At 39.5% G+C, this 15,152-nt stretch carries 11 protein-coding genes; 10 read left to right on the forward strand and 1 reads right to left on the reverse strand.

Annotated elements, in window-relative coordinates; all coding sequences use genetic code 11:
- Window positions 1–98 precede the first annotated feature (98 nt).
- From BHF68_RS08950 to BHF68_RS08970, 5 genes are all read left to right on the forward strand, one after another.
- Window positions 99–2,111, forward strand: a complete 2,013-nt coding sequence (locus tag BHF68_RS08950; protein WP_069643307.1) for a TRAP transporter permease — start codon at window positions 99–101, stop codon at window positions 2,109–2,111.
- 183 nt (window positions 2,112–2,294) lie between these two features.
- The gene (gene tkt / locus BHF68_RS08955; protein WP_069643308.1) at window positions 2,295–4,313 is read left to right on the forward strand and encodes a transketolase; all 2,019 of its coding nucleotides are present in this window, start codon (window positions 2,295–2,297) and stop codon (window positions 4,311–4,313) included.
- Window positions 4,314–4,367: 54 nt separating this feature from the next.
- A complete protein-coding gene (locus BHF68_RS08960) occupies window positions 4,368–5,834 on the forward strand; it encodes a metallophosphoesterase family protein (RefSeq protein ID WP_069643309.1) in 1,467 nt (488 codons plus the stop codon).
- On the forward strand, window positions 5,815–8,289 hold the full coding sequence (locus BHF68_RS08965) for an ATP-binding protein (RefSeq protein ID WP_069643310.1): 2,475 nt from the start codon (window positions 5,815–5,817) through the stop codon (window positions 8,287–8,289). Before BHF68_RS08960 ends, BHF68_RS08965 begins: the two co-directional genes overlap by 20 nt.
- Window positions 8,270–9,049 (forward strand): pseudouridine synthase, encoded by a 780-nt coding sequence (locus BHF68_RS08970; protein ID WP_069643311.1) that lies wholly within the window; start codon window positions 8,270–8,272, stop codon window positions 9,047–9,049. Before BHF68_RS08965 ends, BHF68_RS08970 begins: the two co-directional genes overlap by 20 nt.
- Here the strand turns inward: BHF68_RS08970 and BHF68_RS15145 are convergent.
- Window positions 9,036–9,281 carry a GIY-YIG nuclease family protein gene (locus BHF68_RS15145; RefSeq protein WP_218070350.1) on the reverse strand — a complete coding sequence of 82 codons (246 nt, stop codon included), beginning with the start codon at window positions 9,279–9,281 and terminating at the stop codon, window positions 9,036–9,038. The two genes, BHF68_RS08970 and BHF68_RS15145, sit on opposite strands and share 14 nt — an antisense overlap.
- Before the next feature lie 141 nt (window positions 9,282–9,422).
- Between BHF68_RS15145 and BHF68_RS08975 the strand changes: the two genes are divergently transcribed.
- From BHF68_RS08975 to BHF68_RS08995, 5 genes are all read left to right on the forward strand, one after another.
- A complete protein-coding gene (locus BHF68_RS08975) occupies window positions 9,423–10,175 on the forward strand; it encodes a DUF3153 domain-containing protein (RefSeq protein ID WP_069643312.1) in 753 nt (250 codons plus the stop codon).
- Window positions 10,176–10,437: 262 nt separating this feature from the next.
- On the forward strand, window positions 10,438–10,917 hold the full coding sequence (locus BHF68_RS08980) for a cytochrome c3 family protein (protein WP_069643313.1): 480 nt from the start codon (window positions 10,438–10,440) through the stop codon (window positions 10,915–10,917).
- Between the two features lie 25 nt (window positions 10,918–10,942).
- A complete protein-coding gene (locus BHF68_RS08985) occupies window positions 10,943–12,457 on the forward strand; it encodes an ammonia-forming cytochrome c nitrite reductase subunit c552 (RefSeq protein WP_069643452.1) in 1,515 nt (504 codons plus the stop codon).
- Window positions 12,458–12,926: 469 nt separating this feature from the next.
- Entirely contained in the window at window positions 12,927–13,394 is a 468-nt protein-coding gene (locus tag BHF68_RS08990; protein WP_069643453.1) for a cytochrome c3 family protein, read from the forward strand.
- Window positions 13,387–14,943: an ammonia-forming cytochrome c nitrite reductase subunit c552 gene (locus tag BHF68_RS08995; RefSeq protein ID WP_069643314.1), complete on the forward strand. Its 1,557-nt coding sequence runs from the start codon at window positions 13,387–13,389 to the stop codon at window positions 14,941–14,943. Before BHF68_RS08990 ends, BHF68_RS08995 begins: the two co-directional genes overlap by 8 nt.
- Window positions 14,944–15,152 lie beyond the last annotated feature (209 nt).

A 15,152-nucleotide genomic window follows, 5' to 3' on the forward strand; every position in this document is an offset into this window, starting at 1 on the left:
TTTGAATCCCACTCGCCTTTCGGTGGGTGGGATTTTCATTTTGACATCGAGACTAAACTTGAAGAATACGCAAGTATTTTTATGGAAGGAGTTTCCCAATGACTGAAAAAGAGACAAAAGAAGTCAAAGCATCGTCTCCAGAGCAAAAGCATGGAAATTTTCAGATGAAGGACGGAAAAATTGTACTAGAGACGAACGATGAAGCGGAGTTTTCCTCGCATCGTGAAATTGTGGGATGGTTAGGAAGAGCACTATCTTTAATTGCTGTAGTTACTGCATTATTTCACATGTACACATTGACAATAGCACCGATGGATCCGTGGAAGTTTAGAGTTATGCACGTAGTGTTATTATCAGCATTAGGTTTCGCATTAGTACCAGGCTGGAAGAGGGCAAGGGCAAAAATTCACTTGCTTGACTGGGTGTGTATCGCCGCAAGTATAGGTATAGCTGTATACATTTTCTTGTATTTTGATCAGTTAATATTCCGTATGGGTGTACTGCCTACAACAATGGACTTTGTAGTAGCTTTGATAGGTACTATACTAGTTTTGGAGTTAGCTCGCCGTACTAGTGGTTGGTCGCTAACTATTCTTGCAATGGTATTTATTGCCTATGCATTTGCAGGGCCGTATATGCCTGGGATTTTAGAGCATCGCGGTTATTCAATGGAACGCTTTTTCACTTACATCTACGGCTTAGATGGAGTATTTAGTGTACCAATTTCGATCTCATCCAAATATATTATACTATTTATTATCTTTAGTGCCTTTTTACAAGTATCGGGCGTTGGTAAGTTCTTCGTTGAATGGGCTTTCGCTATAAGTGGACACGCACGTGGAGGACCTGCTAAGGTTGCTGTATTATCAAGTGCTCTTATGGGTACGATGAATGGTACATCAGCAGGTAATGCAGTTGCAACAGGAAGTTTAACGATTCCGTTGATGCGCAAGGTTGGCTATAACCCGAAGTTTGCCGCAGCGACAGAGGCTGTTGCGTCAACTGGTGGTCAGATTATGCCACCGATTATGGGTGCTGGTATCTTTATCATGGCGGAAATGACGGGTATTCCGTATCAGAGTATTATGGTAGCCGGGGTTATACCAGCAGCTCTATACTTCTGGTCGACGTATCTTATGGTAGATAAGGAAGCTTGTAAGCTTGGTCTAGACGGATTCCCACGCCATATGCTACCAGATATTAAGAGTGTTATGTTACGCAGTTACATGTTTATTCCAGTATTAATGCTATTTGGTATGCTAGCAAGTGGGTTTTCTGTTATCATGTCAGGTGTAAGTGCGATTTTTGCTAGTTTCTTAGTCAGTTGGTTAACTAAAGAAAATCGTATGGGGCCTAAGGAAATATGGAACGCTCTAGACCTTGGTGTGCGTGGTAGTATTCAGCTTATGGCTGTTTGTGCGGCCGCTGGTATTATCATGGGGGTTATCGCCTTAACAGGTATTGGTCTGAAGTTTGCATCGCTATTATTAGGTCTTGCAGGAACCTCGTTCTTTATGGCTTTATTCTTTGCAATGTTAATTTCTATTATTTTAGGAATGGGTATGCCAACTACGGCTGCCTATGCAGTAGCAGCTTCTGTTATTGCACCTGGATTAATCCGTATGGGTATTGATCCGCTAATGGCACACTTTTTCGTATTCTATTATGCATGCTTATCAGCGATTACACCACCAGTTGCCTTAGCTGCTTATGCTGCTTCGGGAATTAGTGGCTCTGATCCAATGAAGACAAGTATTACATCGTTCCGTTTAGGAATATCGGCATATATTGTTCCATTTATGTTCTATTATGCGCCAGCAATTCTACTACAGGGTGAAATAATAGATATAGTTATTAGATCAGTTACCGCAGCAGTTGGTTTATATGCACTAGCATCGGCTGTTCAAGCCTGGTGCTTCGGTAAGGTTACACGCTTACAACAATTGATACTATTGGTGTCTACATTCCTATTAGTATCTAAGCCTGTATATTTAGACCTTACTGGTGCAGCACTGTTAGCAGTTGTTATCTTTATGCAGTACAGAAAGTATGGAGCATTGAAGCAGTCGGTCATTAGTCAATATGAGCACCGGGCGACTGAATCAGCATAACTGAAAGAAGATTACAAGTAAAAAAGCTTGGATTAGAGGAGCTATCGGCACATTAAAAGTGTGTTGATAGTTTCTTTTTTGTACATATCACAAGTTATAAATTATAATGTAGATAACAGTATAACGAAAAGGGAAAAGATAAAGCCTTTAGAGTTTAAAGTTAACAAAGGGAGTGTGGTACAGATGACGGAACAGAATAAACAACAATTTGATAATCAGCAGACGTATATTAATGCTATTCGCGTATTATCTGCAGAAGCGGTGGAAAAAGCAAATTCAGGTCATCCTGGTATGCCGATGGGCATGGCAACGGCAGCCTATGTATTATGGATGAAGCACATGCGCTATAATCCAAATAATCCAAACTGGCAAAACAGAGATCGGTTCGTATTATCGGCTGGGCATGGCTCGATGCTTCTGTACTCATTACTTTATTTAACGGGATATGATGTTAGCGTTGAAGATATTAAAAATTTCCGCCAATGGGATAGTAAAACACCAGGCCATCCAGAGTACAGGCATACCCCAGGAGTGGAGACGACTACTGGGCCATTAGGTCAAGGCTTTGCAAATGCTGTCGGGATGGCTATGGCAGAGGCGCACTTAGCAGAACGCTTTAACAAACATGGTTTTCAAATTGTAGATCACCATACATATGTCATAGCTAGTGATGGCGACTTGATGGAAGGAATTTCCCACGAAGCAGCATCCTTGGCTGGTCATTTAAAGCTTGGAAAGCTAATATGCCTCTATGATGATAATGAAATTTCGATTGAAGGACATACACATTTAGCTTTTACAGATGATACTAAAAAGCGTTTTGAAGCATATGGGTGGCATGTAATAACTGTTGAAGATGGTAATGACGTTACTGCTATAGACAACGCAATAACACAAGCTAAACTTGAGAATCAAGCGCCATCAATTATTATAACTAAAACAAACATTGGTTATGGCAGCCCAACCAAACAGAATACGGCCTCGGCCCACGGTGAGCCACTAGGTGAACAAGAATTGGCAAGAACAAAGGAGCAGCTTGGTTGGACAGAAACAGAGCCGTTTAAGATTCCAGAGGAGATTTTATCCCATTATCGTGTTATGAAGCAGGGTGGAAATAACCGAGAACAATCTTGGAATAAGGAGTTAGAAAGGTATATTCAGGAATACCCTGCACTTGGTCAAGAGTGGCTACATATGCAAGATAACAAGCTACCAACGAAGTGGGATTGCACAATTCCTAAGTTTCCTAAAACCGACAAGGGGATTGCAACGAGAAACGCTTCAGGAAAAGTTTTAAACGAGATTGCTAAAAAAGTACCAGCTCTTATTGGAGGCTCGGCAGATTTAGCACCATCCAATAAAACAATTATAGAATCAGAGCTGGATTTTTCAGCGTTAAATTACGAAGCTAGGAATATACGCTTTGGGGTTAGAGAGCATGGAATGGGCGGAATTCTGAATGGAATGGCTTTATATGGCGGACTGATACCATATGGAGGTACGTTCCTTATATTCACTGACTATATGCGCCCATCTATCCGCTTAGCTGCGTTAATGGGTTTGAAGGTAATATATGTTTGCACCCATGATAGTATTGGTTTGGGAGAGGATGGGCCAACCCATCAACCTATAGAGCATCTACTTAGTCTAAGGGCTATTCCAGGACTAACAGTCATAAGGCCTGCTGATGCCAATGAGACTTCTAGAGCTTGGCAATGGGCTGTTGATGCTGCAAGTGGTCCTGTAGTCTTATCGTTAACAAGACAAAATCTACCTGTGCTTGATGAGGAAAGCTACCCAAATGTAGCGGATGCAACTAAAGGAGCATATATTTTACGTAAGGAACAAAAACAGAATCCAGATGCAATAATTATAGGCACTGGCTCAGAAACGCATTTTGCCTTAGAGGCTGCTAGCAAATTAGCGAATCATAATATAGATGCTAGGGTTGTAAGTATGCCAAGCTGGGAGATGTTCGAATTGCAATCAGAGGATTATAAACAGCAGGTTTTACCCGATAACGTAACCTGCAGAGTATCGATTGAAGCAGGGATGACACTTGGTTGGGAACGCTACACATTGAATTCTCAGGCGTGTATAGGCATTAACCATTTTGGTGCCTCAGCGCCATATAAAAAGTTATATGAGAAATTTGGCATAACCACGGAAGCTGTTGTTGAAAAAGTGTTGCAGCTACGGTAACAGCTATTATTGCATTAGAAATTAGTATACTATAAGGATGAGAGGGGAAAATGCGTGCATCCTATAACCTTCATACATGCTGCGGATTTACACTTAGATAGCCCATTTCAACATACAAAGGGTCTTGATGGATCTTGGAAAGAGCTTTTAAAAGAGTCAACCTGGCAGGCGTTGGATAATCTTATTGAACTGGCTTTAAAGGAAAGCGTAGACTTTGTGATTATTGCGGGAGATATCTTTGATAAGGAAAGCTATAGCGTAAAAGCCAAAGTAAGATTCATCAATAAAATGAAAAGACTAACGGACGCTAAAATCCATATATATATAATCCATGGAAACCATGACCCCTTAACGGAGGATCCCACGAGGAACTTCATAGATATAGGGGGTCATCCCTATGTTCATATCTTTCCATCTGATGAGACTATTAGTATAAGTCACTACAAGCTGGGACAGGAAGTAGCAAGGCTGTATGGGAGAAGCTACTGGCAGCGCCAGGTTACTAAGGATTTAGCTTCGGAATGCATTGCCAAACAGCAGCAGGAATTACAGCAAGTACCACAGGATAAACCGCAGGAAGAAATACTGAAAATTGCAATCCTGCACGGACAATCTGGTTTAGACACAGACGCTCAACCTTATGCACCATTTACGCTGGAAAAACTTAAGCAATCAAATATTGACTACTGGGCCTTAGGGCATATTCATAAACCAACAATTTTGAATAATCAACATCCTTACATTGTTTACTCAGGCAATGTTCAAGGCAGACATTCTGGAGAGATTGGTGAACGGGGCTGCTACCTTGTTAAATGTATAGATCAGCAGCAGGTAGAGTTAAACTTTCATGCTTTGGATGCTGTACGCTGGCAGGAGCTAGAGGTTTTAGTCGAGACCAATAATGAAGATGAGGATTCTAACGAGGATAACGAGGAAAACAAATATAACAATTATAACGATAACGAATATAAAGATAATGCTATATCAATAATTGTAGATAATATCAAAAACCAGTTATCTAGGAATATAAAAGACGAAGATAAACATCATATAATTAAGCTTAATCTTAAGGGTCAAACACCTTACTATACGGCGCTTCGACAGCAGGGCGTACTAGAATATATTGCAGAAGAGCTATCATTAGAGAAACTATTAATAATATCGATAGTAAACAAAACCCTTCCTATCGTTAATATTGGAAACCTAAGACAACAGGATACCCTATTGGGAGAATTCCTGTCTTTAATTGAGGAGCTTAGGACAAATCCTCAGGTCTTTAAAGAACTAAGAAAAGAGCTGGATGAACTGTATGGACTACCAACATTTCAACAAATAACCAAAACTAATGCGGGGCAGTTGGGAAAGGAACAATGGAACCTAATCAAGCTAGAAAAAGACTGGACTATGTGGCTCGATGAAGTAGAACAGCTTGGATTAGATTTGTTGCTTGATATAATAGATAGAAATGGGAATAGTGCATGTGTGGTAGGAGTTGAAATGAGTGAAAATCAAGAAAATTAATATAAATGGCTATGGACAGTTCCGTGATCTCATGAGCCCGCAATTTTCAGACAGATTAAACGTAATCTACGGTAGTAATGAAGCAGGAAAATCGACCTTAATGTCATTTGTAGCCTGTGTACTTTATGGACTGCAATCCCATGAATGCCCACCGTTACAGGGTGGCGTACATGGTGGAAAAATCTACATACAAGACTCATATAGTCGCTACTATACCCTCGAACGTCTTGCAAACCCTCGAAAAAAGTCGGGGGAGTTTTTGTGCATTGATGAACAAGGGGAGGATGCAAATGCCTTATGGGACATGAACTTTGCAAACATTGACAAAGAGTTATTCAAAGCGATTTTTTGGTTGTCATATGAGGAGCTAACTAAACTGCCCCTTGAGCAGGGAAGGTTGGCCGATTATTTATACAGCGCAAGCCTTGGTGCCCATGGAGTTAATTACGTTGAGACGATTAACACATTAGATAATAAGCGTCAGGGGCTGTTCAGGAGAAAAGGTAAGAAGCAGCCCATAATTCAACAGATATCGACTCTCAGCAATTTGGATAACCAGTACAATCAAGTAAAGCTTGAGCTTGATTGCTATAGTCAGATCAGTGAAAGTAAACAAATAATAGAGACGGAAATACAAGGGCTTACAACTGCTGTGGGAAAGCTACAAAATCAACTATTATTCAGTAAGAAGCTTGAGCGCGCATGGGCCCATTGGGAGCGATACATAAATACAAGAGAGCAGCTAGAGAGTCTTTGTTCGGTCGAACAGCAACGACTTTGGCAAGAAGCGCAAGCAGACATAGAATTAATACTCGATAATATACCTAGGCAAAGACAGCTTCGTGAAAAAGTAAAGGAGCTTGAAATAGATGAACAACAATTATCAGCAAAAATTCGAGCAGAAATAGATAAATTAGGTTTGGCGTGGGATGAACATAGGATAGCTGATTTTGTAATTGACCTGTCCTTGAAAGAACAGCTAAGGACTATCGATAATAAACTTAGCAAGCAAGAACAGGAAGAAAATCATAAACGAGGTATTGTTAATGAGTTAGAAGAGCAAAAATTCTTGCATAAGAGCTCGCAAAAACCTTGGTCGCAGCTTATACAACCTAGTCTATTAACGATTGTTGTACTCGGCGCTATGACTGGCGTATTGCTAGGCGGAGATGCAGGGTCGTTTATTGATGATTTAGTGACACTGCTATTATTTATAGGAAGTGGTACAGCTGTTTTATTTGCATGGGGATACGCATATAACCAGTGGCGGGCAGTACTTAAAGACAGGGAGCTAAGAATTAAACAGGCTAAATATCAGCATAGATTAGCTGATGAACGCAATCAGCACGCTATAGGTGAATGGAAGCAATGGTTAATGGAGCGCAACCTTCCACTAGAAGCAAATCCAAGCCAAATCAATACAATGATAGTCGTCATAGAGAATATCCAATATCAAATTAACACAAAGAATAACATGAAGGTTAAACTAACAGACTACAGACAAGAGCTTGAAAGCAAGTGTCTGCAAATGAAGAATATTATGGAGAAATTAAACTTATTACCAGATAAGGACCATCTTATACAGGATGATTTGCAAATAGAGAGCTACTTTGAACGCCTAAATGAAAGAATAAGTGTAAAGCTTAATTTATTGGAACAGCTTGAGCAAAGTATAAGGCTACTTGCACAGCCAGAACATCAGATGGAGGAAATTGTTCAGGGGCTACAGAAAACTAACATTTTACAAATACAAGCCCAAATAGAACTCACAACCAAAGAAATAGCCGATGTAAATTCAACACTATCAACTCAAAGGGAGCAGCTAGGGAAGCTGCAACTACAATTAGAACAATTAGCGACAGATAATCGACTAGTTGAACTTAATCTTCAACGCACTAAAGAGCATGAAGCGCTATTCGCAAATGTTAAAGAATGGACAATTGCAACAATGGCTAAATGGGTATTAGAAAAATCTAAGCAAACCTTTGAGGCAGAGCATCAGCCTGAAGTAATGCGATTAGCTTCGGAGTTTTTTAAAGCGTTTACAGAACAAGCCTACCAACAAGTAGCGCTACCTATAGGTGAGAAAAAAATAAGGGTTAGAAATAAAAAGGGCGATTGGCTACAAGCGGAGCAATTAAGTCAAGGAACTAAAGAGCAGCTATACCTTGCCTTGCGCTTAGGATTTATGCAGCAGTTCAATAACCGTCAAATTGGCTGGCCAATATTTATGGATGATCTAGTAGTTAACTTTGACAGAGAACGAATGTTATCGACAATGCGGACTATAAGTGGCTTAAGTGCACAGCATCAGATTTTCTTTTTTACCTGCCATGAACATGTTATAGAAGCATTTGAAGAAATAGCGCCAGATGGGCTAGCCACATTCGAGCTAAGAGAACAGAATATCGAGTCTTATAGAAAGGGGATTAATAATGGCACAAGAGCGGATTGATAAAATTTTAGCATTCCTTGGAGTTGGTACACGTAAGGAGGTTAAGAAGATATGTAGGTCAGGTGCAGTTACAGTTAACGGTGTACCTGTAAAGGATAGTAGCGAAAAAATTGACCCAGAAACCGACGAGTTAGTTTTTGATGGTCAGGTGTTACATTATCGAAAGCACATCTATGTCATGCTTAATAAACCTGCAGGTGTAATTTCGGCTACTGAGGATTATTTGCATAAAACGGTTACAGATATTTTGCCAGAGGAATATCAGGTTTTCGAACCATTCCCTGTAGGGCGTTTAGATAAAGATACTGAGGGGCTACTGATATTAACTAATGATGGACAGTTTTCTCATCAACTTTTATCACCAAAAAAACATGTAGATAAGATGTATTATGTTGAAGTTAATCGCTCGCTAACAGAGGGTAAAATATTAGAACTAGAGCAGGGCGTTACCCTTGAAGATGGATACCATACAATGCCTGCAAAGGTACAGATGCTTGTGGGCGAAGAAGTAGCGGAGCAAATAATACCACAAGGGCTGCAAGCGGTTATCCCAGAGCAGCCAGTTAGTCCCTATTGCAAGCAAAGATTCTTATTAACGATTCAAGAGGGTAAATTCCATCAAATAAAAAGAATGGCAGAGGCGGTAGGAAGTGAAGTTGTCTATCTAAAGCGTCTTTCCATGGGCAACATAATTTTAGATTCGAAGCTTTCTTTGGGGGACTGCCGAGAATTGACGGAAGAGGAAATCAATAATTTTTAATCAGGCTAAGCTTTTGTTGTCTTGTAAGCTGTTTTAGCTCCATCTCTCTCTTGAGAGCGCTTGACTTTGTGTCGTGGTCTTCGGTGTATACGATTTGCACAGGCAACCTAGACCTAGTGTATTTTGAAGCTTTACCTGCGTTATGGAGTTTTGTTCTTTTTTCTAGATTGTTCGTATATCCTATATATAAAGTGCTATCAGCACATTTTAAAATATATACATAGTAGATAATAAATCACCGTCCTAATGATAGACATTTCCAGAACAAGTATACTATTCACTGTGTTAAAATACTATAGTAGACTTTTAAATAGCTTAAGTCTTTGTTTTGCTTTGGATACTCGATATCAAAATGGGAGGTCAGCTACTACTTATGGGGAAACATCATCTGAGACGTATGGGGATAATTGTAATACTACTATTAGTAGCTTTAGTAGCTACTGGTTGTGCAGAAGGCGCCTTCCATATAACTATTAATGCTGATGGCTCAGCAGATTTAGACTACAAGCTAGGTGTTCATCGCTCGACCTTAGGGCTATTGGCTTTGGCGGGGGATAATCTAGTATTAGACCTGCGTCGAGGGGCAAAACAGGAGGGCTATATAGTTTCCAGCTATACTACAGACCAATTCTCAGGGCTGCAGCTACGTAAAACCTTGGAAACATTAGATGATGCCAGTTTTGATTTTGATATGTTTGAAATAAAGTTACCGTTTATAGGAGAAGCAACTGAGCAGCAGGTAACGGTTAATGAGCCAATGCTGACTGTCCGTGAACGAATGTTTTTCACAACCTATAATGCTTCAGGGAATATTGATTTAAGCGCAATCGACATAAATCTGCCTAGTCAGCTATCGCAGCTTGGCGCACTAGCGATAGAACAGATTAATCTCGAATTTATTCTAACGCTACCAATGCAGCCGACTAAGCATAACGCAGATGAAGTGCGGGATAACGGCTATACATTAGTTTGGGATATAAAACCAGGTAAGAATAATGAGATTGAAGTAACTGCTAGGCTACCAAATGTGAACAGGATTCTATTATTGATTGCTTTGATTATAATTAGTACAGTAATTGGTTTCATATATTATAGATTTTCGGTAACATCTGGTAGACACATGTAACCAAAAATCAAATTATATTCATTTTTAAGTTAGTTAACATTATTTTTAGCACTTAGCAACACTGGCTAAGTGCTTTTGTTATGGGGATAAATAGCGTTTGCAGATAATGTGACAAATTTGTTGCATTTTTTTGAATTAATCTAATATGTTGTGACTACACACACAGACTACATGGTCAAAAAGAGCTATGATATATTTGTAGTATAGTTAAACATCTACATTGGGGAAATTTAAAATTCATTATCAAGGAAGGAGTGAGAGAATGGGTACTTTGAAAGACAGATTAAAAAGTGCCAACAAATGGACAGTCATGTTTTTTGCTTTATTAGTTGCTATTCTACTATACTCGGGAACAGCAATTTCAATGAAAGCAACAGATACAGCAGAATTTTGCAGTAGCTGCCATGTTATGAATGAAGTAGTGCGGACCCACCAAATATCAACCCATGCAAATCTAACATGTAATGACTGTCATGCACCCCATGATATCTTATCTAAGATACCTTTTAAAGCAAAAGCAGGGGCTAAAGATATTTATATTAACACATTCGGAGAAGTGAGTGATGTTATCCAATCAACTTCGAAAACAAAGGAAATCGTGAATCAAAATTGTTTGAACTGTCATGATATGACAAATAAGAATGTAGCTATGGATGCTAAGGATTTTTGCATCGATTGCCACCAGACAGTACCTCACTTTGGTAAAAAACCTATTTCAGAAAGGATGGTAGCAGGTGAGTAAAATAAGATTACTTACTGTATTTGCGATGGTTGCGCTAGTAGCGCTTCTTATAGCTGTTGGATGTTCCTCAAATGTTCCAACAACTGCAACGCCTACGTACAGTACTGGGTTGGGCTCATATGAACCTGATAATACAAAGTTTCAAGATATTTTTCCAGTTCACTATAACAGCTATTTAAGAAATAATGATGATACACAAATGACAGTTTACGGTGGATCTGTACCCCATAGAAAAAACGATGGTGTAAATCCACTACCTAAAGGCTATCGCTTTTCTCAACCGTACTTAAAGAATCTTTGGATGGGCTATCCATTTATGTACGAATATGACCGTGCTCGTGGTCACACATATGCTATTGAAGATATTCTAAGAATTGATCGTATAAATCGTTATGAAGAAAAAGGCGGTTTACCAGCTACGTGCTATAACTGTAAAACTACTATGATGCCTGCTTACCTAGAAGAGTATGGCGATGATTTCTGGTCTATGGACTTTAATGAACTACGTGAAATTCAACAACCAGGCATGCACTCTATCGGCTGCGCCAACTGCCATGATACTGAGACGATGGAGCTAGCAATTCGAAGTGTGCCATTAGATGAAGCTTTACAGCGTCAAGGTATTGACTGGAGAGAATCATCAAAAAATGATATGCGCTCTTATGTTTGTGCACAGTGTCACGTGGAGTACTATTTTGAGACTGCTGACTACGGTGTAGCGGCTAAACCACATTTCCCTTGGGATAATGGTATGAATCCGCAAGATATGTATGAATTCTTTGCTGATGGCAATCCAGAGATAGATGGGTTTAGAGGCCAATTTGCTGATTGGACCCATGCTATTTCACAGACACCAATGATTAAGATTCAACATCCTGAGTTTGAAATGTGGCATGATGGCCCGCACGGAGCTGCTGGTGTAACATGTGCAGATTGTCATATGCCATACGTGCGTGAAGATGGTAAGAAGAAGATTTCCTCCCATCACTGGACATCACCACTAAAAACTATAGAAGTGTCATGTTTACAATGCCATGGAGATAAAGACACAGGATGGGCTAGAGATCGTGTAGTATACACACAAGAAAAAACTTGGGATCAGTTATTAATCGCCCAAGAGGTTTCTGTAAGGGCTCATGAAGCAGTACGTTTAGCTTCAGAGTATGAAGGAGAGCGTCATGCTGATTATGACCAGCTTTTAGCAGAGGCCCGTGAGTTAATTCGTAAAGCTCAGCTTTTCTGGGATTATGTATCTGCAGAGAACAGTGTTGGATTCCATAACCCTATGAAAGCATTAGAAACATTAGCGATTTCTCAGCAAGATAGTGCGAGAGCGGTTGAGCTTGCTAAAAGAGCAACGAACTACGGAATTGCACCACAATTAGAGGGAGATATTTATGAAATTGTACCTCCGATTTTAGAGCATAGCCGTAAGCTACAGCAATCACAGGAACACTTGAATTCGCATACTTGGCTGCAATACCTGCCACTATTACCTGAAAGAGAATTAATGTGGGATGGTACTGAAAGACTTCGTTAATTAAATATTTTTAAGTAGAGAAGTTGATAGAAGACGGTAGGGCTAGAATATTAGCCCCCGTCTTTTTTGCACTTAATATAATAATGCGATAATCATAAGACAATTATAAGACAATCATGCGTAAAGCAACTTGATGTTTATCACGTGACTTCATACTGGTATGAAGTCAAAATTCCATAAACAGCAAAAAAGTTTTTGATATTGAACAAGAACTATAAGTAGCCATAGAAAAAAGTGACTAACATCACGGTCAAATGAAATAATGTGAAGAAATATTCACATTGTGATTAATGATGTCAAAAATATGACACATAATCGAAGGAAATTTGAAAAAAACTTCAATTTTGTGACACTCATCACAGACTTACATATCAAATTTTTATATTATACAAGTAAAGTTCCACCTAGTACTAAAGAAGGGGCTTATAAAAAATACTAAGAGAGGAGTGAAATGTAGGTGAGCAATATTATGGACAAAATCAAAAGTGCTAACAAGTGGGCAGTAATGTTCTTTGTGCTAATTGCGCTAGTGGTCGTATATTCAGGAACTGCAATATCGATGAAAGCTACAGACTCAGCAGAATTCTGCAGTAGCTGTCACGTTATGAACGAAGTTGTACGCACTCATCAGGTTTCTACACATGCTAATCTATCCTGCAACGACTGTCATGCACCACACAATATAACATCAAAGATTCCTTTCAAAATGAAAGCTGGTGCCAAGGACATTTACATCAACACCTTCGGTGAAGTTAGTGATGTTATTCATTCAACAAACCAAACAAAAGAAATCGTTAACCAAAACTGCTTAAACTGTCACGGAATGACAAATAAAAACGTGGCAACTGATGCAAAACAGTATTGCTTTGACTGTCACCAAACAGTACCGCATTTTAACAAATTACCTATTTCAGAAAGGATGGTAGCAGGTGAGTAAATCAAGATTACTAGTAGTATTTGCTCTTGTAGCGTTAGTTGCTATGTTAGTAGCTGTTGGATGTACATCTTCGAATGTACCAACGACAGCTGGTCCGGTATATAACACAGGCCTAGCTGCAGATGAGTATAGAAATGATGCCTTTAAAGAGCTATTCCCATTACACTGGGAAAGTTATATGAGAAATAATGATGATACACAAATGACTGTATTTGGTGGTTCTGTGCCACACAGAAAGAATGACGGAGTAAATCCTCTGCCTAAAGGTTACACATATGCACAACCATATCTTAAGAACCTTTGGCTAGGATTACCTTTCATGTATGAATACGATCGCGCTCGTGGTCACACATACGCATTACAAGATATGCTACGTATTGACCGTGTGGATAGCTATAATGAGAAAGCAAACTTTGGAGCTGCTTGTTACTCTTGTAAGACTACAACAATTCCAAAATACTTAGAAAAATATGGCGATGATTTTTGGGCGATGGATATTCATGAACTTCGTGAAGAGCATGACTTAGGTATGCACACAATCGGTTGCTCTAACTGCCATGATCCACAAACAATGGAATTAGTTATTACTCAAGTAGCATTAGACGAAGCATTACTACGTTTAGGCATTGATTGGAGAGAAGCTCCTAAGAACGACATGCGTTCATATGTATGTGCACAGTGTCATATTGAGTATTATTTCCAACGTGGAGCACAAGGTGGAGCTCAGTTAAAACCACACTTCCCATGGGATCAAGGTTTTGACCCTCAAGATATGTATGAATTCTTTGCAGATGGAACACCTGAGATTGATGGTTTTAGCGGTCAATACGCCGACTGGACACATCCAGTATCTGGAGTACCACTAATTAAAATTCAGCATCCAGAGTTTGAAATGTGGCAAGATGGACCTCACGGTTCTGCAGGCGTATCTTGCTCTGACTGCCATATGCCTTATGTACGTGTAGATGGTAAGAAAAAGATTTCTTCGCATCACTGGAGATCACCATTATTTACAGTTGAGCAATCTTGCTTACAGTGCCATGGTGACAAAGACGCTGGTTGGGCTAAAGATCGTGTAGTATATTCGCAACAAAAAACTTGGGATCAACTTATGGTAGCTCAAAACGAATCAGTTCGTGCACACGAAGCTGTACGTTTAGCTAGAGAGTTCGAAGGTGAAAAGCGTGCTAACTTTGATGAATTATTAGCAGAAGCTGTGGAATTAACACGTAAAGGACAATTATTCTGGGATTATGTATCAGCTGAGAACAGCGCAGGATTCCATAACCCAGCTAAAGCTTTAGAGACGCTTTCTATCTCAATTCAAGACAGTATGAGAGCTGTAGAATTAGCTAAGAGAGCTACTAATTACGGAATTGCTCCTCAATTAGAGGGAGATATTAAAGATATCGTTCCACCAATCTTAGAGCATAGCCGCAAGCTACAACAAAGCCAAGCTCACTTAGATTCCCACCAATGGTTACAATACCTTCCGTTATTACCGGAAGCTGAAAGACTATGGGATGACGAGAACAACCGTATTCGCTAATTGATTCCCCAATCATATATAGTATAAGAAGAAAAGAAGCAGCTACTCCCGCTGCTTCTTTTCTTCTGTCCTATAGACCTATAGAATTGTATATCTAGGTAATATCTTGTGGTCTCCAGCAATACATATTATTTAATATAATTGTGATTTAATAGTTGTTTAGAGCGCTTATAATTTACAACTGCTAAAGGACGAAATATACTATATAC

Origin of the sequence: Desulfuribacillus alkaliarsenatis (assembly GCF_001730225.1) — a bacterium.
Classification (GTDB): domain Bacteria; phylum Bacillota; class Bacilli; order Desulfuribacillales; family Desulfuribacillaceae; genus Desulfuribacillus; species Desulfuribacillus alkaliarsenatis.

Coding starts and splice junctions, on each gene's coding strand:
- BHF68_RS08985 (WP_069643452.1), top strand. CDS start 10,943: ATGGTTGCGCTAGTAGCGCTTCTTATAGCTGTTGGATGTTCCTCAAAT.
- tkt (WP_069643308.1), top strand. CDS start 2,295: ATGACGGAACAGAATAAACAACAATTTGATAATCAGCAGACGTATATT.
- BHF68_RS08975 (WP_069643312.1), top strand. CDS start 9,423: ATGGGGAAACATCATCTGAGACGTATGGGGATAATTGTAATACTACTA.
- BHF68_RS08950 (WP_069643307.1), top strand. CDS start 99: ATGACTGAAAAAGAGACAAAAGAAGTCAAAGCATCGTCTCCAGAGCAA.
- BHF68_RS08980 (WP_069643313.1), top strand. CDS start 10,438: ATGGGTACTTTGAAAGACAGATTAAAAAGTGCCAACAAATGGACAGTC.
- BHF68_RS08990 (WP_069643453.1), top strand. CDS start 12,927: ATGGACAAAATCAAAAGTGCTAACAAGTGGGCAGTAATGTTCTTTGTG.
- BHF68_RS08970 (WP_069643311.1), top strand. CDS start 8,270: ATGGCACAAGAGCGGATTGATAAAATTTTAGCATTCCTTGGAGTTGGT.